Here is a 21,992-nt window from a genome sequence, read left to right as displayed (position 1 = left end):
GTGACGGACATCGTCGACGAGCTGAAGTGGCGTGGGCTGTTCGCCCTGTCCACCGACGAGGACGCCTTGCGCAAGGCGCTCGCGGACGGTCCCGTCACGTTCTATTGCGGCTTCGACCCGACGGCGCCGTCACTGCACGTGGGGCACCTGGTGCAGGTGCTCACCGTGCGCCGGCTCCAGCAGGCCGGGCACCGGCCGCTGGCGCTGGTCGGCGGCGCCACGGGCCTGATCGGCGACCCCCGCCCGACCGCCGAGCGCACGCTGAACGACCCGGAGACGGTGGCCGGCTGGGTGGACCGGCTGCGCGGCCAGATCGAGCCGTTCCTGTCCTTCGAGGGCGAGAACGCCGCCGTGATGGTGAACAACCTCGACTGGACGCAGGGCCTGTCCGCGATCGAGTTCCTGCGGGACATCGGCAAGCACTTCCGGGTCAACAAGATGCTGACGAAGGACTCCGTGGCCCGCCGCCTGGAGTCCGACCAGGGCATCAGCTACACCGAGTTCAGCTACCAGATCCTCCAGGGCATGGACTTCCTCCAGCTCTACCGGAGGTACGGCTGCACGCTCCAGCAGGGCGGCAGCGACCAGTGGGGCAACCTCACGGCGGGCCTCGACCTGATCCACCGGCTGGAGCCGGACGCGGCGGTGCACGCGCTCGCGACGCCGCTGATGACCAAGGCGGACGGCACCAAGTTCGGCAAGACCGAGGGCGGCGCGGTCTGGCTCGACGCGGAGATGACGACGCCGTACGCGTTCTACCAGTTCTGGCTGAACGTGGACGACCGGGACATCTCCCGCTACATGCGCATCCTGTCCTTCAAGTCCCGCGAGGAGCTGGAGGAGCTGGAGCGGCAGACCGAGGAGCGTCCGCAGGCCCGGGCCGCGCAGCGCGCGCTGGCCGAGGAGCTGACGACGCTGGTGCACGGCGCCGGGCAGACGGCCGCCGTGATCGCCGCGTCCAGGGCGCTGTTCGGCCAGGGCGAGCTGACCGGGCTGGACGAGCGGACCCTGACCGCGGCGCTGTCGGAGGTCCCGCACGCCCAGGTCACCGAGTTGGGCCCGGTGGTCGACCTGCTCGCCGAGGTCGGCCTGGTGCCCAGCAAGTCGGCCGCGCGCCGCACGGTGAAGGAGGGCGGCGCCTACGTGAACAACGTCAAGGTCACCGCCGAGGACGCGGTCCCCGCCACGGAGGACCTGCTGCACGGCCGCTGGCTGGTGCTGCGCCGGGGCAAGAAGAACCTGGCGGCGGTCGAGGTCACGAGCGGCTGAGCCTGGACGCGGCTCAGGCGTCAAGGGGCGGTCCAACCGGATTTTCCGGTGGCCCGCCCCTTCGGCCGTCCCGCGCAACCGCGCGGACCCTAGGCCCGCTGGGCGTCCTGCCGCTTCTTGTTGCCCCACAACGCCATGTACGCCATGTCGCCGACGAAGACGATGACGATCGCGGCCACGAGCTGGAAGAAGTGCCTGCTCCAGTCGATGCCGCGGGTCGAGGCGACCCCGACCGTGCGGGCGACCGCGTTGCCGACGGTCGCGCCGAGCATGCCGAAGATCGTGGTGAGCCAGAGCGGGCTGTGCTGCCTGCCCGGGATGACCGCCTTCGCGATCAGCCCCAGCACGAGTCCCACGATGATCGCCCACAACCAGCCCATGGCTGCCTCCTCGTCCCGCTCGACGTGAGCATTACGCCCAGTGTCGGGGCGGCTTCGCCGCGTCGCACCCCGGGCGCGGCCGCCGGGGGCCGCGGGGACGCGGGCCGAGGACCGTTGACGCAGGCAGAACGGTGGCCCCGCCCTCGTGGGCGCCGGGAACGCGGCGTAACGTGGAGTGTGTGCGGGCCGTTGTCCCGACCGGTCACGGCCGGACGCGGGCCGGGGAGTTGTCCGATACGGGCGAATGGTGGACGGGTGATGCGGAAAGAGCACGGCGAGGGCAATGCCCAGGTGTTCCGGATCACGGGAGCCCGGACGGGCCTTCAGGAGGACGTGCGCGGCCGGCAGCGCCGGTACGTCATCTCGATGTCGATCCGTACGGCGTCGGTGATCCTCGCGGTGGCGCTGTGGAACGTCGAACGGTACGTGGCGATCGTGGCGCTGGTGCTCGGGGCCGTGCTGCCCTACATCGCCGTGGTCATCGCGAACGCGGGTCGGGAGGGCGCGCCCAAGCTGCCGTCGACGTTCGTCACCATGCCGCTGAAACCCATGATCACGCCGCCGGGCGGCGACGACGGTTTCGCCCGGTCCGCCACGGAGGACACGGCGGGCGACTCCGCCGCCGGGGCGCCGCGCGAGCCGCGCGAGAGCGCTTGACCTGGACCGTCCCGGCGGCCGGACGGCAGCATCTCCGGAAGCTCAGGAAAAGCTCAGATCAATCATGTTGTTCCGGTGCCGGGCTGTGGGTTACCCGTGACATACTTCCTACGCGCTCCGCATCCCCCGTCGGAGCGACAGACCGACGCCGGGCAGCTCCCCCCGTGGCTGCTCGGCGTCGCCTTGTGCGCCGTGGCTGTGAGATGAACCCGTGACCGACGAGACCCCGATCTGCTCCGCCAAAGGCTGCCGTGTGGCCGCCGTGTGGGTGCTGGCCTGGAACAACCCGAAGATCCACACACCGGAGCGCCGCAAGACGTGGCTGGCGTGCGAGGAGCACCGGGAGCATCTGTCGCAGTTCCTCGGTGTGCGCGGTTTCCTGAAGGACGTGGTCCCCTTCGGCGAGTGGGAGGCGGGGAACGGCGCGGACGGCGGCGTGGGCGGCGGCGCCTAACCGCCGATCGCCGACATCGGCCGCTCCGGCTGGACGAACGACGGGTCGTCGAGGCCCGCTCCCGCCTTCTTGCCCCACATCGCCACGCGCCAGATGTCGGCGATCTCCTCGTCGCGGGCGCCGGAGCGCAGCGCGGCGCGCAGGTCCGTCTCCTCGGTGGCGAACAGGCAGGTGCGGACCTGGCCGTCGGCCGTGAGCCGGGTGCGGTCGCAGGCCGCGCAGAACGGGCGGGTGACGGAGGCGATCACGCCGACGCGGTGCGGGCCGCCGTCCACGATCCAGCGTTCGGCCGGGGCCGAGCCGCGCTCCCCGGCGCCCTCGGGGGTCAGTTCGAAGCGGGTGCCCAGCGAGGCCAGGATCTCGGCCGCGGTCACCATGCCCTCCCGCTTCCAGCCGTGCTGGGCGTCCAGGGGCATCTGCTCGATGAAGCGGAGCTCGTAATTGTGCTCCACCGCCCAGGCCAGGAGGTCGGGGGCCTCGTCCGCGTTCAGGTCGCGCATCAGGACGGTGTTGACCTTCACCGGCGTCAGGCCGACCGCGTGGGCGGCTTCGAGGCCCTCGATGACGTCGTGGTGGCGGTCCCGGCGGGTGAGCGCCTTGAAGACGTCCGGGCGCAGGGTGTCCAGGGAGACGTTGACCCGGTCCAGGCCTGCGTCTTTCAGGGCGGCCGCGGTGCGCTTCAGTCCGATGCCGTTGGTGGTGAGGGACATCCGGGGACGGGGAGCGAGCGCCGCGACCCGCTCGACGATGCCGGCCAGGCCGGGGCGCAGCAGGGGTTCGCCGCCGGTGAAGCGGACCTCCGTGATGCCGAGGGAGGTGACGGCGATGCCGATCAGGCGGACGATCTCGTCGTCGGTGAGCAGGGTCGGCTTGGCCAGCCACTGCAGGCCCTCTTCCGGCATGCAGTATGTGCAGCGCAGGTTGCACCGGTCGGTCAGCGAGACCCTCAGGTCGGTGGCCACCCGGCCGTAGGTGTCGATGAGCATGTGGCCCCCTCCCTCGTCTCGGTCCATGTGGCGTACCACGCGGAGTTCCCGTCATTTGTGAGCCTACGTGACACCACTGACAACGACAGCGCCGGAAGTCACGAGATACGGCGCGGCCGCGTCGTAGGGATCTACGACGCGGCCGGCTCGGACGGGTGGGCGCTCAGTGCGCTCCGGTGCCCGTCATGGAGCGCACCTCCAGTTCGGCGTACTTGGCGTCGTCCGGCGTCTCCTTCGACAGGAGGGTGCCCACGACGCCGAGCAGGAAGCCGACCGGGATCGAGATGAGGCCCGGGTTCTCCAGCGGGAACCAGTGGAAGTCGACGTCGGGGAACATCGACGTCGGCTTGCCCGACACCACCGGCGAGAACAGCACCAGGCCGACCGCGGTGACCAGGCCGCCGTAGATCGACCACAGGGCGCCCGAGGTGGTGAACCGCTTCCAGAACAGGCTGTAAAGGATCGTCGGCAGGTTGGCGGAGGCGGCGACGGCGAAGGCGAGCGCGACCAGTCCGGCGACGTTCAGGTCGCGGGCGAGGGCGCCCAGGACGATCGAGACCGCGCCGATGCCGACGGTCGCCCAGCGGGCCGCGGTCAGCTCCTGCTTCTCGGAGGCGGTGCCCTTCTTGATGACGTTGGCGTAGATGTCGTGGGCGAAGGAGGAGGACGAGGCCAGGGTCAGGCCCGCGACGACGGCGAGGATCGTGGCGAAGGCGACGGCGGAGATGGACGCCAGCAGGATCGCGCCCCAGTTGGAGTCGACCCCGCCGAGGTGCAGGGCGAGCAGTGGCGCCGCGGTGTTGCCCGCCTTGTTGGAGGCGATGATCTCGTCGGACTTGATGAGCGCGGCCGCGCCGAAGCCGAGCGCGAGGGTCATCAGGTAGAAGGCGCCGATCAGGCCGATCGCCCAGATCACCGACTTGCGGGCGGCCTTGGCCGTGGGGACGGTGTAGAAGCGGATCAGGATGTGCGGCAGACCGGCGGTGCCGAGGACCAGGGCGATGCCGAGCGAGAGGAAGTCGAGCTTGGTGGTGCCCGTGGCGCCGTACTTCAGTCCGGGCTCCAGGAAGGCGGTGCCCTTGCCGCTGTTGGCGGCGGCCTTGCCGAGCAGGTCGGAGATGTTGAAGTTGAACTTCAGCATGACCAGGAAGGTGAGCAGCAGGGCGCCTGCGATGAGCAGCACGGCCTTGACCATCTGCACCCAGGTGGTGCCCTTCATGCCGCCGATGGTGACGTAGACGATCATCAGCACGCCGACCAGCGCGACGATGGCGATCTTGCCGCCGTCGCTGGTGATGCCGAGCAGCAGGGAGACCAGGACGCCGGCGCCGGCCATCTGGGCCAGCAGGTAGAAGATCGACACGACGATGGTGGAGGTGCCGGCCGCGGTACGGACCGGGCGCTGGCGCATCCGGTAGGCCAGCACGTCGCCCATGGTGTAGCGGCCGGAGTTGCGCAGCGGTTCGGCGACCAGGAGCAGGGCGACCAGCCAGGCGACGAGGAAGCCGATGGAGTACAGGAAGCCGTCGTAGCCGAACAGCGCGATGGCGCCGGCGATGCCGAGGAAGGACGCGGCGGACATGTAGTCGCCGGAGACGGCGAGGCCGTTCTGGAAGCCGGTGAACTGCCGTCCGCCGGCGTAGAAGTCGGCGGCGTCCTTGGTCTGCCGGCCGGCCCAGACGGTGATGACGAGGGTCGCGACGACGAACACCGAGAACAGGGTGATGATCAGCGGCCGGTGCTGGCTCGCCTCACCGGCCGCGAGGGTCAGCACGGGTGCGGTCGCGGGGCTCATTCGGTGCCCTCCATCCGGGACTTGATGGCCTCGGCCTTGGGGTCGAGCTTGGCGGCGGCGTGCCGCGCGTACCACCAGGCGATGAGGAACGTGGTGAGGAACTGGGCGAGGCCCAGGGCGAGGGCGACGTTGATGTTCCCGAACAGCCGGGTGCCCATGAAGCCGCCGGCGTAGTTGGAGAGCAGCACGTACAGCAGGTACCAGGCGGTGAAGGCGACGGTCAGCGGGAAGGCGAAGGATCGGTAGGAGCGGCGCAGTTCACCGAACTCCGCGCTGTCCCGCACCGCGACGAACTCCTCGGTGGTCGGGAGTGGGGCCTGGGTATTCGAGGGTGGCGGTGTCTCGGTGGCCACGTCGGTCTCCTCGCGTGTCGGATGCGGTTGGGACGGGGGCCCGATCGTGCTTCGGTTCCCCGCCCAAGGTCCACGGCGCCACGCGGTGACCGGTTCAAGTCCTGTTGGTTGTTTCGCAACCGGTCTGAACAAGTCATTGCTAAGTCATTGCTGGTGGGGGAGGCGGCAAGATAGCTTCACCCTGCACCACCCGTCATGTACCTGCGGGGCTGCCACCTGCGGCCCTTGCCGGTCTGTACCCGGATGTTGTGGGGATCCCATGGCTCATCTGCGTTCCAGACGCCGCCTCGCCCTTGCCGTGCCGGTCGCGCTGTCGCTGACCGCGTCGCTCGGCTTCCTGCCCTCGGCGGCGTCGGCGGCACCTCGCGCGGCCTCGGCTGCGCAGGCGAAGGACGCGCCGGTCATGGCCTACGTCGTCAACACCGGGACGGACCGCCACACCCTCGCCCAGGTGCAGCGGTCCATCGCCGCGGCCGGCGGCACCATCGTGACGACGTACGACAGGATCGGCGTCATCGTGGTCCGCTCCGCGAACCCGGACTTCGGCAGGACCATCCGCGGGGCCCACGGGGTCGACTCCGCGGGCGCCACCCGCACCGCGCCTCTACGCGCGTCGGAGACCACGGACGAGGGGGCCGTGGAGTACCTCTCCGCGGCCGAGGTCACACGGCTGAAGAAGGCCGCCGAGCCGTCGAAGCACCCGAAGGGCCCGGTCGCCCAGGAGCCCCTCGAGGCCGAGCAGTGGGACCTGCGGGCCATCGGCGCCGACAAGGCCGCCGCGATCAACCCGGGCAGCCCGAAGGTCACCGTCGCCGTGATCGACACCGGTGTCGACGACACCCACCCGAACCTGGCGCCGAACTTCTCCGCCAAGCAGTCGGCCAGTTGCGTCGGCGGCAAGGCGGACACCTCGCCGGGCGCCTGGCGGCCCGCGAGCCCCGACCACTACCACGGCACGCATGTCGCGGGTGAGATAGCCGCCGCCCGCAACGGGACGGGCGTCGCGGGCGTCGCGCCGGGTGTGAAGGTCTCCGGGATACGGGTGGCCGAGCCGGACACCGAGACGTTCTACCCGGAGAGCGTGGTCTGCGCCTTCGTGTTCGCCGCCGACCACGGCGTGCAGATAACCAACAACAGCTACTACGTGGACCCGTGGCTCTACAACTGCAAGGACGACGCCGACCAGAAGGCCGTCCTGGACGCGGTCGGCCGGGCCCAGCTGTACGCGCAGCGCAAGGGCACCCTGAGCGTGGCCTCCGCGGGCAACTCCAACCACGACCTGGCCGCCAGGTCGATCCTCGACACATCCAGCCCGAACGACACGACCCCGGTCGACCGCACGATCGACCCCAGGAAGTGCCTCGACGTGCCGGCGCAGCTGCCGGGTGTGGTGACGGTCGCCGCCACCGGCGTGCAGACCCTCAAGTCGTACTACTCCAACTACGGCGACGGCGTCATCGACGTCGCGGGACCGGGCGGCGACAAGTACCAGATCCCGGACACCCCGTCGGGCAACGGCCGCGTCCTGTCGACCATGCCGGAGGGCCGGTACGGCTACCTCCAGGGCACGTCGATGGCCGCTCCGCACGTCGCCGGTGTCGCCGCGCTGCTGAAGTCGGCCCACCCGAACGCCAAGCCCGCCCAGTTGCTGGCCCTTCTCAAGGCCCAGGCGGACAACCCGGGGTGCCCGGTCGAGCCCTACGACCCGGACGGCGACGGCGTCGTCGACTCGTTCTGCAAGGGCGACAAGAACCGCAACGGGTTCTACGGCTTCGGCCTCGTCAACGCGCTCCGCGCGATCAAGTGACCGGCACGGCCCGTCACTTCCACAAGCGCCCCCCACGCCTCGCATGCCTCGGGCATGCCGCACCGCAATGGTCCGAAACACTGGAGTTCACATGAGCGTTCGCCTCAACCGGCGTACCGTCACCATCCCGCTCGGGATGGCCGTCGCCTCCGCTCTCGCCTTCCTGCCGAACGTGGCCTCCGCCACCGAGGCCGGTCCGCAGGCGGCCGCCGCGAGCATCTCCGCCGCCGCAGACGGCGACGCGCTGAGCTACGTCGTCAACGTCCGTCCCGGCCACAGCTCCGCGGCCGTTCAGAAGGCGATCGGCAAGGCCGGCGGGTCGGTCGTCGTCGCGTACGACCAGATCGGTGTCATAGTCGTCCACTCGTCGAACGCCGGCTTCGCCAAGGAGATACGCAAGGACAAGGGGGTCGAGTCGGCCGGCGCCACCCGGACCGCTCCGCTGTCCCCGCAGTCGACCACCGAGATGTGGGCGCCACAGGTGCTCACCGGCGCGGAACTGGCGGCGGCGACCGAGGCGTCCACCGACGCCCAGGAGCCGCTCCAGGGCCTCCAGTGGGACCTGCCGATGATCAAGGCAGACAAGGCCCACGAGGTCACCCTGGGCAGCTCCAAGGTCACGGTCGGCGTCATCGACACCGGTGTGGACGACACCCACCCCGACCTCGCCGCCAACTTCGACCGGGCGGCCTCGGTGAACTGCGTGTCGGGCAAGCCGAACACGGCGGACGGCGCCTGGCGGCCGAACAAGGGCGAGAGCGCGCACGGCACGCACGTCGCCGGTGAGATCGCCGCCGCGAAGAACGGCGTCGGCATGGTCGGCGTCGCCCCGGGCGTGAAGGTGTCCGGCATCAAGGTGTCGACGCCGGAGGGCTGGTTCTACACCGAGGCCGTGGTGTGCGGCTTCGTCTGGGCCGCCGAGCACGGCGTGGACATCACCAACAACAGCTACTACACCGACCCGTGGAACTTCAACTGCACCAACGACCCCGACCAGAAGGCTCTGGTCGAGGCCGTGTCGCGGGCCACGAAGTACGCCGAGGGCAAGGGCACGGTCAACGTCGCGGCCGCCGGCAACGACAACTGGGACCTGGCCGGGAAGACCATCCTCGACCCGGGCAGCCCGAACGACTCCACCCCCGGCGACCGGGTGATCGACCCGAAGAAGTGCCTGGACATCCCCGCGATGCTGCCGGGCACCGTCACGGTCTCCTCCGTCGGTGCCAAGGGCATCAAGTCGTCGTTCTCCAACTACGGCCAGGGCATGATCGACGTCACCGCGCCGGGCGGCGACTCGACCTCCTACCAGCGGCCCGACGCCCCCGCCACCAGCGGCCTGATCCTCGGCACCCTGCCGGGCGGCCAGTACGGCTACATGGCCGGCACCTCGATGGCCTCGCCGCACGCCGCCGCCGTCGCCGCGCTCATCAAGTCGACCCACCCGAACGCCAAGCCGAACCAGGTGAAGGCGCTGCTGACCCAGGGTGCCGACAAGAAGGAGTGCACCACCCCGTACGACATCAACGGCGACGGCAAGATCGACGCCGTGTGCAAGGGCGGCAAGGGCAAGAACGCCTTCTACGGCGAGGGCATGGTCAACGCCCTCAACGCCGTGACCAAGTAGACACGGGAGATGTCGGCCGGTCACCGCACAGTGCGGTCATGACTGACATCACCTACGCGTGGTCCGCGCTGGGCGGCGATCCCGCCCTCCTGTCGCGGGTCACCACCGTACAGCGGGAAGGCGCGCTCCCAGCGCGCCTTCCCGTACGGGAGCTGGCACGTACGTGCGTGTCCGCCTGCGCCCTGGCCGCCGCCGAACTCGGCGCACGACGGGCGGGGCTCGCCGCGGTGCCGGCGGTTCGGGGGGACGACGGCGCCGTGGCCACGGCCTTCCTCAGTGAACGGCGTCTGCTGGTGGACGGGAAGGCACCCGTCTCCTTCGCGCCGCTGTCGCGGTTCTGGCGGACGGCGGACGGCTGGGTGCGCACGCACGCCAACTACCCGCACCACCGGGAGTCGTTGCTCCGGGCGCTGGACGTGCCGGACGACGTGGAGCGGGTCGCGTCCGTACTCGCCGAGCGGTCCGCGCACGAGGTCGAGGAGGCCGTGTACGCGGCCGGAGGCCTCGCCGTCGCACTGCGCACCCCCGAGGAATGGGCCGCGCACGAACAGGGGGTCGCCGTCGCCGCCCGGCCGCTGGTCGAGCGGGAGCGGCTGGACAAGGCCCACGCGCGCGTACTGCCGCCCGTCGCGAGTGCTCCCCTGCTGCCGGCCACCGGGCTGCGCGTCCTTGACCTGACCCGGGTGCTCGCGGGTCCCGTCGCCACCCGCACGCTCGCCCTGCTGGGCGCGGACGTGCTGCGCCTGGACGCGCCGGACCGTCCCGAGGAGGCCGGCCTGCACGCGGACACCGGCTTCGGGAAACGGTCGGCGGTACTGGACCTCGCGGTCGACCGGGCCCTCTTCGAGGAACTGCTCGCCGAGGCGGACGTCGTGGTCTCCGGATACCGGCCCGGCGCCCTGGACCGGTTCGGGCTCTCCCCCGAGGCGCTGGCCGGACGGCGGCCCGGACTGGTCGTGGCGCAGTTGTCGGCGTGGGGCCGTCACGGACCCTGGGGCGGACGCCGGGGCTTCGACAGCCTCGTACAGGCCGCCACCGGAATCGCCGCGACCGAGGGGTCGCCGGAGCAGCCCGGCGCACTGCCCGCGCAGGCCCTGGACCACGGCACGGGCTATCTGCTGGCGGCGGCGGTGCTGCGCGCCCTGACCGAGCAGACGCGGGAGGGCGGCACCCAGGTCGTACGACTGGCCCTGGCCCGCACGGCATCCTGGCTGACGCGGCCCGGCACCGGGACGGTCCCCGCGACGGACACCGTGCAGGGTCCGGCCTACGACAGCCCCGGCCCCTGGCTGGACGAAACGACCAGCCGGCTCGGCCACCTGCGCCACGCCCGTCCACCCGTCGCCTTCACCGACGCCCCGACGAACTGGCCCCGCCCACCGGGGCCCTGGGGCACGGACGCACCCGTCTGGACCTGACCGAAGCGGGCGGCACGCGGGCACGGGGCATGTGACGGCACATGGCCCCGGGAACCGCCCGGGACGGAGCGCGCCACGGCGGTGCGGGCGGAATCGGGCTCCCCCACTTGGCCGTGCGCGCTTGCCCCTTTCGGGGTGGTTGGTGAAGATCCTTGGGTGACGCTCATACGACCGGCCGCCGGGACGGGGGACGCGCGAGGGACCGGGCGGCGCGGCGCGACGGTCCGGGCCGCCACCGTCCTCGTCCTGGTGGCGCTCGCCGCCCTCATACCCCTGCTCGGCCCGTCCGCCGCCCTGCACGGCACCGGTGAGGCGGCGGCACCCGGAGCCGGCGGCACCGCGGTGCTGCGGACAGTGCTGTTCGCGGCCCTCTGCGTCCCCGTCGGCGAGTTGTTCGTGAACCGGCTGGCCGGCCGCGTGCCCGGTGCCCCGGCCGGACGTCCCCGCAGTCGGGCCCTCTGCGCGGCCGCCGCCGGTTTCCTCGCCGCCCTGGGCCTCGCCTCCGTGGTGGCCACCGGCAACCTGGTCCCGCACAGCCCCGCCCAGATCGACGTGGGCGGCCTGCACCGGACCCGCGACGGGGCACTGGCCCTGCTGGAGGTCAACGCGTTCCTCCTCACCGGCCTGTGCGCGCTCTCCCGGCGCCCGGCGACGCAACTGTGGCCGCTCGCCGCGGTGGTCGTGGCCGAGGCACTGCGCGCGCACCCCGGGACCGAGACCACCCCACTCACCGGCTCCCTGCTGACCGTCGTGCACCTGGTCTGCGGCGCCCTGTGGGTGGGCGGTCTGCTGCACGCGCTGCGCACACTGCGGCTGTGGCGCGGGGCCGCGGCGGGCGCCGCCCTGCTGGGCCGCTACGCGCGCGTGGCGGCCGCCGCGCTCGCCGGGGTGACCGCGACGGGTGTGTGCAGCACACTGCGCCGCATGCCGGCGGACACGGTGCTGCATCAGCTGACGGCGACGGCGTACGGACGCACCCTGGTCGCCAAGGTGGTCCTCGTGGCCGGTGTCGCCCTGCTCGCCCTGTGGGCGCGGATCCGGCTGCGGCGGGCACCCGACCCGCTGACCGCGTACGCCCCCGCGCGCGCCGAGGTCGCCGTCCTCGGCGCGGTCGTCGCGGTGTCGGGGCTGCTGACGGCGCTGCCGCTGCCGATCCGCTGGTGAGCGGACCCGTCCGGCCCGTCGGACGAAGGGGCGTCAGGCCCCCACCGCGCCCAGCAGGGTCCCGGCCACATAGGTCACCGCCATGGCCAGCGCCCCGCCGGCCACGTTCCGCAGCACCGCCCGGCCGGGCGCGGCCGCTCCCAGGCGGGCGCTGCTCCAGCCGGTGAGGACGAGGGCGGCCAGGACGGACACCACGGTGACGCCCAACCGCCAGGCCGCCGGCGGCAGCACGATCGCCAGCAGGGGGAGCAGCGCGCCCACCGTGAACGCCAGGAAGCTCGCCCCGGCCGCATGCCACGGGTTGGTCAGCTCGTCGGGGTTGATGCCGAGCTCCACGCTCGCGTGTGCCCGCAGTGCGTCCCGTTCGGTGAGCTGCTCCGCCGCCTCCCTGGCCACGTCACGCGTCAGACCCCGGGCCTGGAGCAGGTCGGTCAGCTCCCGCAGCTCCGCCTCGGGCTGCTCGCGCAGCTCCCGTCGTTCCAGGGCCAGCGCGGCCATCTCCGAGTCCCGCTGGGTCGACACCGACACGTACTCCCCCGCCGCCATCGACATGGACCCGGCGAGCAGACCGGCGAGCCCCGCGGTCAGCAGTGCCGAACGGGAGTCCGTCGCACCGGCCACACCGACGACGAGTCCCGCGGTGGACACGATGCCGTCGTTGGCGCCGAGCACGGACGCGCGCAGCCAGTTGAGCCGCGCGCCGAGCGCGCCGCCGTGCGGCTCGTGATGCGTTGGTTCCGTCACAGGACGGAGGATCGCACGGTTCGTCCGTCCTGTCCCCGCACGGTTCCTGATGTCCCGTGAGGCGCACCCCCGGTCCTTGTGGAGGCCGTTCGCCGGCTCCCCCGGGCGCCCGGTGGGCGAGGCTGTCAGTCGCGGCCCGTATCCTCAGTGACCATGCTCGAAGACCGCACGCTCGCAGGGTTGCCCCACACACCGTGGCCGGCCGCGTATCCGAAGGGATACGCGGTCGTTGACGTGGAGACCACCGGACTGGCCCGCGACGACCGCATCATCTCCGCGGCGGTCTACCGGCTGGACGCGCGCGGCGAGGTCGAGGACCACTGGTACACGACGGTCAACCCCGAGCGGGACCCGGGACCGGTGTGGATCCACGGACTGACGAGCGAGGCCCTGGAGGGCGCTCCGCTGTTCGCGGAGATCGCCGAGGAGTTCGCCGCGCGGCTGGCGGACCGGGTGCTCGTCGCGCACAACGCGGTGTTCGACTGGCAGATGATCGCGCGGGAGTACGCGCGCGCGGAGCGCGAGGCGCCGGTGCGGCAGCGGCTGTGCACCATCGCGCTCGCCAAGGAGCTGGCCCTGCCCCTGCCCAACCACAAGCTGGAGTCGCTGGCGGCGCACTTCGGCGTCGTGCAGCAGCGGGCGCACCACGCGCTGGACGACGCGCGCGTGCTGGCCGAGGCGTTCCGGCCGAGCCTGCGGGCCGCGGCGGCGGGCGGGGTGCGGCTGCCGCTGCTGGAGTGCCGGCCGCTGACGGAGTGGTCGGACCGGCCGGTGCCCCGGCAGCAGTCGGGCGGCTACCGCGCGGGCAGTTGGCGCGCCTCACGCAAGCGGCCCGCGTGCCCGTACCCCAACCCGGGTCGGTACGAGGACGGCAAGCCCCTCAGGCAGGGCATGCGGGTGGCCTTCTCCGGGGACACCTCCACCGACCGCGAACTGCTGGAGGACCGGGCCACCGAGGCCGGGCTGCACGTGGCCACCAGCCTGTCCCGGCTGACCAGCCTGCTGGTGACGAACGACCCGGACTCGGGCACGTCGAAGGTGGTCAAGGCACGCCGGTACGGCACTCCGGTGGTGGACGAGGCGGCGTTCGGGCAGCTGCTCAGGGACGTGGAACCGGCGGAGGGCCGCTGACGGGCGTACGGGTGATTACCGGGCGACTCGCCCACGGTCCGCTCGCCCGCGCCGCGGGCACGGCTCACCCTGTGGCGCATGGCGAGATGTGAAGTATGCGGCAATGACTACGGAATGACCTTCGAGGTGCACGCCCAGAACTCGGTGCACGTCTTCGACTGCTTCGCCTGCGCGATCCACCGCATGGCACCGATCTGCGAGCACTGTCGTGTCCAGATCATCGGTCAGGGCGTCGAGGTCGAGGGCCACTGGTACTGCGGCGCGCACTGCGCCCGCGCCGAGGGGAGGGTCGGAATCGTCGACCGCGTTTGAGGACACCCCTGCCGAAAACACCCCACGGCCGCGGAGGTACCGTCGTGGGGTGTACCGCTTCCTGTTGACCCGCCAGTGGGTGATCCTCACCATCCTCGCGATCGCGCTGATCCCGACGATGATCCGGCTGGGTTTCTGGCAGTTGCACCGCCATGAGCACAAGGTCGCGCTGAACAAGGTGATCGCCGAGTCGCTGGCCGCGCGGCCGGTGCCGGCCGAGTCGCTGACCTCGCCCGGCGCCACCGTGAAGCACGCCGACCTCTACCACAGGGTCACCGCCAAGGGGCACTTCGACACCGCGGACGAGGAGGTCGTGCGCCGCCGCACCAACGACAACGGCGACATCGGCTACCACGTGCTGACCCCCTTCGTCCTGGACGACGGCAGGGTCCTCCTGGTCAACCGGGGCTGGGTCCCCACGGACGCCTCGCAGACGGAGTTCCCCAAGATCCCGGCGCCTCCGCGCGGAGAGATCACCGTCACCGGCCGGCTGATGCCCGACGAGACGACCGCGGCGAGCGGCATCAAGGACGTCAAGGGCCTGCCCGACCGCCAGGTGATGCTGATCAGCAGCACGCAGCAGGCCGAGCGGCTCGGGAAGCAGGTCCTCGGCGGCTACGTCCAGCTGACCTCGCCCGCGCCGCAGGGCGGCAGCCCGCGGCTGCTGCCCGCCCCGGAGCACGGCGACATCGGCCCGCACCTGGCGTACGCCATCCAGTGGTGGCTGTTCACGGCGGGCGTCCCGGTCGGCTGGGTGGTGCTGCTGCGCCGCGAGGCACGTGAGCGCGCGCAGGCGGCGGCGAAGGAAGCGGCGCCGGAGGCGGAACCCGCAGCCGTGTAGCGGCGGACGTCCCCGCCGGCCTCGCCCCGTGCCGGAGCGACCGGGCAGGATAGGCCCATGGATCTTGGACTGAAGGACCGGGTGTACGTCGTCACCGGCTCCACGCGCGGACTGGGCAACGCCACCGCGCGCGAGCTCGTCGCCGACGGCGCGAAGGTGGTCATCACCGGGCGGGACGGCGAGCGGGTCGCCGCGGCGGCGGCCGAGCTGGGGCCGCACGCCGTCGGGGTGGCCGTGGACAACGCGGACGCCGACGCGCCGACGCGGCTGATCGCGGCGGCGCGGGAACACTTCGGCGGCTTCCACGGCGTGCTCGTGAGCGTCGGCGGACCGCCGGCCGGCTTCGTCGCCGACAACACCGACGAGCAGTGGCAGGCCGCGTTCGAGTCGGTGTTCCTCGGCGCGGTGCGGCTCGCCCGCGCGGCGGCGGCCGAGCTGGAACCGGGCGGGGTCGTCGGGTTCGTTCTCTCCGGGTCGGTGTACGAGCCGATCGCGGGGCTGACCATCTCCAACGGGCTGCGGCCCGGCCTGGCCGGGTTCGCCAAGTCCCTCGCCGACGAGCTGGGACCGCGGGGCATCCGGGTCGTGGGTGTGCTGCCGGGCCGCATCGACACGGACCGCGTGCGCGAGCTGGACGCGCTGTCCGCGGACCCGCAGGCGACACGGGCGGCCGCCGAGTCCCGCGTGCCGCTGCGCCGGTACGGCATGCCGGAGGAGTTCGGCCGTGCGGCCGCGTTCCTGTTGTCGCCCGCCGCCTCCTACGTCACCGGTGTGATGCTGCCGGTGGACGGCGGGGCCCGGCACGGGTTCTGAGCCCGGCACCACACCGGGCCGGGTCAGGTCACCCGCTCCGCACGATGCCTCACCGCCCTCAACCGCACCTCCGCCGGAAGGGCTTCGAGACGGGCGGAGTCCCGGGCGTGGACGAGGGCCCGGCCGGTGAGGTGGTCGAGGACCGCTCCCGGGTCCGCATGGGGTTCCAGGAGGAGCCGCACATGGATCCTGGGGGCGCCGCGGCGGCCGGTCAGACGGACCTGGGCGCCGGCGACGCCGTCCGGCTGCTCGGCGTCCGCGGCCAGGACGTTCTCCAGGGCCCGGCCCCGCAGCAGGGCCGTCTCGCCGTCCCCGGTGTCGACGACCACCTCGCCGAGCCGCCGCCGGCGCACCACCGCGGCCAGCCACCACAGGGCCAGCAGCACCAGGACGGCCAGGGCGCCGAGAACGGCGGGCCACCACCAGCCGGCCTCCCGCCACCGCGTCCGCTCGGCGGCGCTCAGCAGGACGTCGTGCCGGCCGCGGTGGATCCACCACGAGGGCGGCCGTACGCCCACCCCCACGGCGAGCACCGATCCGCCCACCACCAGCAGCACAAGCCCGACGAGCCCGGTCAGCACCCTGTGGACGATCCTGAGCACGTCCTCACCCCTTCCGTCCGGGCCGCGTGACGCGCACGGTCAGGGCGTGCGGCCGGGTCAGGCCCAGTCCCCGGACCGCCTCGGTGAGCACGGTGTCCAGGTCGGCGCGCACTTCCTCCGGCGTCCGGAAGTGCGAGACCACGCGTACGTCGGCCCCGCGGCGGCGCAGCCGCACGCGCGCCGACCGTACGCCGGCGATCTCCATGGCCCGGTCGCGCAGCACCAGCGCGGCGGCGTCCCGGTGCAGCCCGGCCCGCACGTCGGGATGGGCGCGCCGCATGGGCAGCAGGTGGCGCAGCCCCGGAGTGGCCGCCAGCACGAGCAGCCACAGGCCGAGGACCGCGGTGACACCCGCGCCGACGAGCACCCAGGTGTCGTCCAGCGGTCGCTCGGCCAGCTGCCGGGCCAGTTCCCGGCGCCAGCGCAGTCCGGGCCGGCCGGCGCGGACGGCCGCGATGTCGTACAGGAAGGCGCCCGCCACGATCAGCAGCAGCAGGGCGACGATGCCCGCTGGCACCCGCCGCGGCGACCAGAACCGGCCGCGGCGGCCGTCCCCGCCGTCCTGGGCGGTCGGGGGGCCGTCGGTGTCCGGGTCGGCCGGCCACCCGAGGGTGTCGTCCTTCTCGATGACCGGCAGGCGTTGTGTGGTGCCCTCCGAGCCCTGGGGCTCGCTCATCGCGTCCTCCCCTGTGCCGTGCCGTTCGCGGGTGCCGGATGCAGCCGTTCCACCCGGACCGTGACCTCCGGCACCTGCATTCCCACCAACGCGCCTACCCGCTCGACCACTTGGCGACGCACCGCGCCGCAGCACGCGCCGATGTCGCTCGGGTAGGGGAGGTCGAGGACGATCCGGACGCGGGCGGCGTCGTGGCGCACCACCACCGTGGCGTCCGGTGGCGCGGCGTCCGGCGGCAGGGCACCGAGCGCCTCACGGGCCGCACGGGCGGCGATCTTGGCGACGACACGGTCGGCGATCGTCGTCGCTCCGCGCTCGCCGGGCAGCAGGCCGGCCGGGACGGTGCCCGGCTCGCCGTTCCCACCGTTCACCGCGGGTCACCTCCGGCGGTCACGGGGGCGGAAGAAGTCGCCGAGTTCCATGTCACCCTCCAGGAACCGGCCGACGACGAAGCCGACGGCGCCCAAGGCCGCCACCAGCAGGAAGGCGCCGAAGCCGCCGAAATACCCGGCGAAGCCCAGCGCCATACCGGCGATCATGCCGGCCACGGCCATGCTCATTGCGCGCTCCTCAACTCCTCGGCCGTCGCCGGGCCGTCGTCCGCTCGCCCCCGTCATCGGTCCTTCGCCGCCGTGGTGACCGGTGGGTCACTGGAGGCGCGGCGCGATCTCCTCCTCCTCTTCCTCCGGCAGCTGGACATCGCTGACGGCGATGTTGACCTCGACGACCTCGAGACCGGTCATCCGCTCCACCGACGCGATCACGTTCTCCCGGACCGCCCGCGCCACGTCGATGATCGACACGCCGTAGTCGACGACGATCTCCAGGTCGAGCGCGGTCTGCACCTCGCCGACCTCGGCCTTCACACCGCGGGTCACGGACTTCGTACCGCCCGGGACGCGGTCGCGCACGGCCCCGAAGGTCCGCGCGAACCCGCCGCCCATGGCGCTCACCCCGACCACGTCGCGGGCGGCCATCCCGGCGATCTTCTCCACGACCCCGTCGGCGATGGTGGTCCGCCCGCGGGTGGCGGGGTCTCCCAGGCCGCGCCGGGTCGCCTGTGCCCTGCGGGTCGCGGTGGTCTCCGGTACCTCCCGCTCGCCCTCGGGGGTGCTCGTCCGGTCCTGTTCCATGGTCATCGCCGTACGTCCTTTCGGTCGCCGTCCCGAATCACGGTAGGCGGACGGGCGCGATCGCGCGCCCGGTGCGGCGGCGCCGTCAGTCGCCGGCGCCGGCGAGGTCCCGCAGCCGCCGGGCCTGCGCCTCGCGTTCGGCGGCGCGCTGCTCCTCGTACGACCGTTCCCGGGCACCGCGCAGCAGCGCCTTGGTCTCGACCACGGCGTCGCGGGGCGCTGCGAGGAGCGCCGCGGCCAGGTCCCGTGCGGTCGCGTCGAGCTGGTCCGCGGGCACGGCGAGGTTGGCCAGCCCGGTGTTCACCGCCTCGGCGGCGCCCACGTACCGGCCGGTGAGGCAGATCTCCAGTGCGCGGGCCTGGCCGACCAGGCCCACCAGCGGATGTGTGCCGGTGAGGTCGGGAACCAGCCCGAGACTGGTCTCGCGCATGGCGAACTGCACGTCGTCGGCGACGACGCGCAGATCACAGGCCAGTGCCAGCTGGAAGCCCGCCCCGATGGCGTGCCCCTGGACCGCGGCGACGGACACGATGTCGTTGCGCCGCCACCAGGTGAACGCCTCCTGGTACTCGGCGATGGTCGCGTCCAGCTCGGCGTCGGAACCACGCGCGAGGTCGAGGAACGACGGCTCGCCGTCGAACCCCTCGGGCGTGAACGCCTGCCGGTCGAGCCCCGCGGAGAAGGACTTGCCCTCACCGCGCAGCAGCACGACGCGGACGGAGCCCGGCAGCAGCCGACCGGCCTCGGTCAGCGCCCGCCACAGAGCGGGGCTCTGCGCGTTGCGCTTGGCCGGGTTGGTCAGCGTCACCGTGGCGATCGAGTCGTCGACGGTGAGCCGTACGCCGTCCTTGTCGAGTACCGGATCGAGGTCGTGCTCGGGCGGGACCATGGTGCGCCTCCGACGGGTGCGGTCATCGTGGATGCCCTCGCGGGCATCATAAGTGACTGCACAGTAACTACCCGGCCGATCGGAGAACCGACCGGGTGGTCACCGTCGAAAGCCGGTGGGCCGCCCGCGGTTTCAGGCCGACGGGGCCTTCTTGCCCCGCGTCGCCCCGCCACGCCCACGGAGCGTGACACCCGACTCGCTGAGCATCCGGTGAACAAAGCCATACGAGCGGCCGGTTTCCTCGGCCAACGCCCGAATGCTCGCACCGGCGTCGTACTTCTTCTTCAGGTCTGCCGCGAGCTTGTCGCGCGCGGCGCCGGTCACCCGGCTGCCCTTCTTCAGAGTCTCGGCCACCCGTGCCTCCTCATGGGAAGTGCGCTCTGGTCCCCTCATGATCACCCCTCCGGGGCCCGATGGCCACCCATTCGGCAAGGTCCGTGAGACCCACCCGTGACGACAGGAGCACATCCCCACAAGCGGAATCCGTCATTCCGCGCCTCGGCGTCCGTACCGCCGTTCGGGTTCTTCCGCGAAGTGCCTGGTCAGAGACGCACGACGGCCGAGCCCTTGGCACATAAGGGCTCGGCCGCGAAATCGATGGAGGACACACCTCGATACGAGGAGATCTCACACAGATGGTGGATCACCGATGGGCCGAATGATCCATACGCCGTTGATCGCCTGTTCGGTCAGGCGAGGGCGACGAGGTCCGCGTAGTCCGCGCCCCACAGGTCCTCGACCCCGTCCGGCAGCAGGATGATCCGCTCCGGTTGCAGCGCCTCGACCGCGCCCTCGTCGTGCGTGACGAGGACGACGGCGCCCTTGTAGGTGCGCAGCGCGCCGAGGATCTCCTCGCGGCTGGCCGGGTCGAGGTTGTTGGTGGGCTCGTCGAGCAGCAGGACGTTGGCGGAGGAGACGACCAGGGTCGCCAGTGCCAGGCGGGTCTTCTCGCCGCCGGACAGGACCCCGGCCGGCTTGTCGACGTCGTCGCCGGAGAACAGGAACGAGCCCAGCACCTTGCGGACCTCCACGAGGTCCATGTCGGGAGCGGCCGAGCGCATGTTCTCCAGCACTGTGCGGTCCGGGTCCAGGGTCTCGTGCTCCTGGGCGTAGTAGCCGAGCTTGAGGCCGTGGCCCTCGACGACCCGGCCGGTGTCGGGCTGCTCCACCCCGCCCAGCAGGCGCAGCAGCGTGGTCTTGCCCGCGCCGTTCAGGCCGAGGATGACGACGCGGGAGCCCTTGTCGATGGCCAGGTCGACGTCGGTGAAGATCTCCAGGGAGCCGTACGACTTCGACAGGCCCTCGGCGGTCAGCGGCGTCCTGCCGCAGGGCGACGGCTCCGGGAAGCGGAGCTTGGCGACCTTGTCGGACTGGCGGACCGCCTCCAGGCCGCTGAGCAGCTTGTCCGCCCGGCGGGCCATGTTCTGCGCGGCGACCGTCTTGGTGGCCTTGGCGCGCATCTTGTCGGCCTGCGCGTTGAGCGCGGCGGCCTTCTTCTCGGCGTTGGCCCGCTCCCGCTTGCGGCGCTTCTCGTCGGCCTCGCGCTGCTGCTGGTAGAGCTTCCAGCCCATGTTGTAGACGTCGATCTGGGCGCGGTTGGCGTCCAGGTAGAACACCTTGTTGACGACCGTCTCGACCAGGTCGACGTCGTGGGAGATCACGATGAAGCCGCCGCGGTAGGTCTTCAGGTAGTCGCGCAGCCAGATGATCGAGTCGGCGTCGAGGTGGTTGGTGGGCTCGTCCAGGAGCAGGGTGTCGGCGTCGGAGAACAGGATCCGGGCCAGCTCGATCCGGCGGCGCTGACCGCCGGAGAGGGTGTGCAGGGGCTGGCCGAGCACCCGGTCGGGCAGGTTGAGCGCGGCGGCGATGGTGGCGGCCTCGGCCTCGGCGGCGTACCCGCCCTTGGTGAGGAACTCGGTCTCCTGGCGCTCGTACTGCTTGAGTGCCTTCTCGCGGGTGGAGCCCTTGCCGGTGGCGATGCGCTGCTCGTTGTCGCGCATCTTGCGGATCAGCGTGTCCAGGCCGCGTGCCGAGAGGATGCGGTCGCGGGCGAGCACGTCGAGGTCGCCGGTGCGGGGGTCCTGCGGGAGGTAGCCGACCTCACCGGAGCGGGTGACGGTGCCGGCGGCCGGGATGCCGTCGCCGGCCAGGACCTTGGTGAGGGTGGTCTTGCCGGCGCCGTTGCGGCCGACCAGGCCGATGCGGTCGCCCTTGGCGACGCGGAAGGTGGCGGACTCGATGAGGACGCGGGCACCGGCGCGCAGCTCGATGCCGGAGGCGGAGATCACGGACAGACTCCAGGGCTGGGGCGCCCCCTGCTCGTAGAGCTCGGGGGAGGGAGGCGGGTGGGCGGCTGAGGACGTACCCGCGGTCTAATGCACGAGGAGAATGGCCATGGGGGACATTCTAACGGGGGCGGGCAAGCGCTTTTCCGGGTGTGTTCGCGCCGGGGCGCTGTCAGTGGCCGGTGCCAGACTGGGCGGCGCACCGCACTCGTCGGTGCGAACCGACTCACAGGGAAGTGATCGGCATGGCGGACACGGCCGGCGAACGCCCGAGCATCTACCCGACGCTGCTGTACGCGGACGCCAAGGCGGCCGTCAAGCAGCTGACGGAGGCCTTCGGCTTCACGGAACTGGCGGTGTACGAGGGCGAGGACGGCCTCGTGCACCACGCCGAGCTGGTGCAGGGCAACGGCGCGGTGATGCTGGGCTCGAAGGGCCGCGGCGGCCGCTTCGACGAGGCGATGCGCGGCGCGGGCCCCGCGGGGGTGTACGTCGTGGTGGACGACGTGGACGCCCACCACCGGCACGCGGCGGAGCACGGCGCGGAGATCCTGATGCCCCCGACCGACCAGGACTACGGCTCCCGGGACTACATGGCCCGGGACGTCGAGGGCAACATCTGGAGCTTCGGCACGTACGCGCCCCGCGTCGGGGGCTGA

Annotated in this window: 25 protein-coding genes; 12 read left to right on the top strand and 13 right to left on the bottom strand. The window is 72.2% G+C overall.

Annotated elements, in window-relative coordinates; genetic code table 11:
* Entirely contained in the window at positions 1-1,269 is a 1,269-nt protein-coding gene (tyrS, locus tag ACIOWN_RS03830) for a tyrosine--tRNA ligase (RefSeq protein ID WP_401980149.1), read from the top strand.
* A gap of 89 nt (positions 1,270-1,358) precedes the next feature.
* On the opposite strand, the gene ACIOWN_RS03825 is transcribed toward tyrS, so the two are convergent.
* Positions 1,359-1,649, bottom strand: a complete 291-nt coding sequence (locus ACIOWN_RS03825) for a GlsB/YeaQ/YmgE family stress response membrane protein (protein WP_362355068.1) — start codon at positions 1,647-1,649, stop codon at positions 1,359-1,361.
* A gap of 258 nt (positions 1,650-1,907) precedes the next feature.
* On the opposite strand from ACIOWN_RS03825, the gene ACIOWN_RS03820 reads away from it, so the two are divergent.
* Positions 1,908-2,306 (top strand): DUF3099 domain-containing protein, encoded by a 399-nt coding sequence (locus tag ACIOWN_RS03820; RefSeq protein ID WP_362355065.1) that lies wholly within the window; start codon positions 1,908-1,910, stop codon positions 2,304-2,306.
* Positions 2,307-2,517: 211 nt separating this feature from the next.
* Positions 2,518-2,760: a hypothetical protein gene (locus ACIOWN_RS03815; protein WP_401980145.1), complete on the top strand. Its 243-nt coding sequence runs from the start codon at positions 2,518-2,520 to the stop codon at positions 2,758-2,760.
* Here ACIOWN_RS03815 and moaA read toward each other — a convergent pair.
* From moaA to ACIOWN_RS03800, 3 genes are all read right to left on the bottom strand, one after another.
* Positions 2,757-3,746 carry a GTP 3',8-cyclase MoaA gene (gene moaA / locus ACIOWN_RS03810; protein WP_362355059.1) on the bottom strand — a complete coding sequence of 330 codons (990 nt, stop codon included), beginning with the start codon at positions 3,744-3,746 and terminating at the stop codon, positions 2,757-2,759. The two genes, ACIOWN_RS03815 and moaA, sit on opposite strands and share 4 nt — an antisense overlap.
* 163 nt (positions 3,747-3,909) lie before the next feature.
* Positions 3,910-5,541, bottom strand: coding sequence for a cation acetate symporter (locus ACIOWN_RS03805; RefSeq protein WP_362355057.1), 1,632 nt, complete (start codon positions 5,539-5,541; stop codon positions 3,910-3,912).
* A complete protein-coding gene (locus ACIOWN_RS03800) occupies positions 5,538-5,894 on the bottom strand; it encodes a DUF485 domain-containing protein (RefSeq protein ID WP_362355054.1) in 357 nt (118 codons plus the stop codon). Before ACIOWN_RS03800 ends, ACIOWN_RS03805 begins: the two co-directional genes overlap by 4 nt.
* A gap of 259 nt (positions 5,895-6,153) precedes the next feature.
* Between ACIOWN_RS03800 and ACIOWN_RS03795 the strand changes: the two genes are divergently transcribed.
* The 4 genes from ACIOWN_RS03795 to ACIOWN_RS03780 all read left to right on the top strand — a co-directional run bounded on the left by ACIOWN_RS03795 (position 6,154) and on the right by ACIOWN_RS03780 (position 11,907).
* A complete protein-coding gene (locus ACIOWN_RS03795; RefSeq protein ID WP_401980141.1) occupies positions 6,154-7,701 on the top strand; it encodes a S8 family peptidase in 1,548 nt (515 codons plus the stop codon).
* Between the two features lie 91 nt (positions 7,702-7,792).
* Positions 7,793-9,325 carry a S8 family serine peptidase gene (locus ACIOWN_RS03790; protein WP_362355048.1) on the top strand — a complete coding sequence of 511 codons (1,533 nt, stop codon included), beginning with the start codon at positions 7,793-7,795 and terminating at the stop codon, positions 9,323-9,325.
* 38 nt (positions 9,326-9,363) lie between these two features.
* Positions 9,364-10,743 carry a CoA transferase gene (locus tag ACIOWN_RS03785; protein ID WP_401980138.1) on the top strand — a complete coding sequence of 460 codons (1,380 nt, stop codon included), beginning with the start codon at positions 9,364-9,366 and terminating at the stop codon, positions 10,741-10,743.
* 156 nt (positions 10,744-10,899) lie between these two features.
* Complete coding sequence (locus tag ACIOWN_RS03780) at positions 10,900-11,907, top strand: CopD family protein (RefSeq protein ID WP_401980136.1); 1,008 nt, start codon at positions 10,900-10,902, stop codon at positions 11,905-11,907.
* A gap of 33 nt (positions 11,908-11,940) precedes the next feature.
* On the opposite strand, the gene ACIOWN_RS03775 is transcribed toward ACIOWN_RS03780, so the two are convergent.
* The gene (locus ACIOWN_RS03775) at positions 11,941-12,651 is read right to left on the bottom strand and encodes a VIT family protein (RefSeq protein WP_362355039.1); all 711 of its coding nucleotides are present in this window, start codon (positions 12,649-12,651) and stop codon (positions 11,941-11,943) included.
* 153 nt (positions 12,652-12,804) lie between these two features.
* On the opposite strand from ACIOWN_RS03775, the gene ACIOWN_RS03770 reads away from it, so the two are divergent.
* From ACIOWN_RS03770 to ACIOWN_RS03755, 4 genes are all read left to right on the top strand, one after another.
* On the top strand, positions 12,805-13,782 hold the full coding sequence (locus ACIOWN_RS03770) for a DEDDh family exonuclease (protein WP_362355036.1): 978 nt from the start codon (positions 12,805-12,807) through the stop codon (positions 13,780-13,782).
* A 78-nt stretch (positions 13,783-13,860) separates the two neighbouring features.
* Positions 13,861-14,094 carry a hypothetical protein gene (locus ACIOWN_RS03765; RefSeq protein ID WP_100572659.1) on the top strand — a complete coding sequence of 78 codons (234 nt, stop codon included), beginning with the start codon at positions 13,861-13,863 and terminating at the stop codon, positions 14,092-14,094.
* 49 nt (positions 14,095-14,143) lie between these two features.
* Positions 14,144-14,935: an SURF1 family protein gene (locus ACIOWN_RS03760; protein ID WP_401980135.1), complete on the top strand. Its 792-nt coding sequence runs from the start codon at positions 14,144-14,146 to the stop codon at positions 14,933-14,935.
* A gap of 57 nt (positions 14,936-14,992) precedes the next feature.
* Complete coding sequence (locus ACIOWN_RS03755) at positions 14,993-15,748, top strand: SDR family oxidoreductase (RefSeq protein WP_362355030.1); 756 nt, start codon at positions 14,993-14,995, stop codon at positions 15,746-15,748.
* Between the two features lie 23 nt (positions 15,749-15,771).
* On the opposite strand, the gene amaP is transcribed toward ACIOWN_RS03755, so the two are convergent.
* From amaP to ACIOWN_RS03715, 8 genes are all read right to left on the bottom strand, one after another.
* Positions 15,772-16,350 carry an alkaline shock response membrane anchor protein AmaP gene (gene amaP, locus ACIOWN_RS03750; protein ID WP_362355027.1) on the bottom strand — a complete coding sequence of 193 codons (579 nt, stop codon included), beginning with the start codon at positions 16,348-16,350 and terminating at the stop codon, positions 15,772-15,774.
* 4 nt (positions 16,351-16,354) lie between these two features.
* Positions 16,355-17,026: a DUF6286 domain-containing protein gene (locus tag ACIOWN_RS03745; RefSeq protein ID WP_362355024.1), complete on the bottom strand. Its 672-nt coding sequence runs from the start codon at positions 17,024-17,026 to the stop codon at positions 16,355-16,357.
* Positions 17,023-17,397 (bottom strand): hypothetical protein, encoded by a 375-nt coding sequence (locus ACIOWN_RS03740; protein ID WP_362355021.1) that lies wholly within the window; start codon positions 17,395-17,397, stop codon positions 17,023-17,025. Before ACIOWN_RS03740 ends, ACIOWN_RS03745 begins: the two co-directional genes overlap by 4 nt.
* 6 nt (positions 17,398-17,403) lie before the next feature.
* Positions 17,404-17,586, bottom strand: coding sequence for a hypothetical protein (locus tag ACIOWN_RS03735; protein WP_362355018.1), 183 nt, complete (start codon positions 17,584-17,586; stop codon positions 17,404-17,406).
* 87 nt (positions 17,587-17,673) lie between these two features.
* The gene (locus ACIOWN_RS03730; protein ID WP_362355015.1) at positions 17,674-18,165 is read right to left on the bottom strand and encodes an Asp23/Gls24 family envelope stress response protein; all 492 of its coding nucleotides are present in this window, start codon (positions 18,163-18,165) and stop codon (positions 17,674-17,676) included.
* Positions 18,166-18,244: 79 nt separating this feature from the next.
* The gene (locus ACIOWN_RS03725) at positions 18,245-19,048 is read right to left on the bottom strand and encodes an enoyl-CoA hydratase/isomerase family protein (protein WP_362355012.1); all 804 of its coding nucleotides are present in this window, start codon (positions 19,046-19,048) and stop codon (positions 18,245-18,247) included.
* Positions 19,049-19,180: 132 nt separating this feature from the next.
* Positions 19,181-19,402 (bottom strand): helix-turn-helix domain-containing protein, encoded by a 222-nt coding sequence (locus ACIOWN_RS03720; protein ID WP_029385158.1) that lies wholly within the window; start codon positions 19,400-19,402, stop codon positions 19,181-19,183.
* Positions 19,403-19,737: 335 nt separating this feature from the next.
* Complete coding sequence (locus ACIOWN_RS03715) at positions 19,738-21,336, bottom strand: ABC-F family ATP-binding cassette domain-containing protein (protein WP_401980130.1); 1,599 nt, start codon at positions 21,334-21,336, stop codon at positions 19,738-19,740.
* 242 nt (positions 21,337-21,578) lie between these two features.
* Between ACIOWN_RS03715 and ACIOWN_RS03710 the strand changes: the two genes are divergently transcribed.
* Positions 21,579-21,992, top strand: a complete 414-nt coding sequence (locus ACIOWN_RS03710) for a VOC family protein (RefSeq protein WP_401980128.1) — start codon at positions 21,579-21,581, stop codon at positions 21,990-21,992.

The sequence above is a fragment of the Streptomyces sp. NPDC087787 genome (assembly GCF_044743035.1).
In the GTDB taxonomy this organism is placed as follows: Bacteria; Actinomycetota; Actinomycetes; order Streptomycetales; family Streptomycetaceae; genus Streptomyces.
Note: the sequence above shows the minus strand (reverse complement) of the source record. Positions and strands in the feature narration are given on the sequence as shown.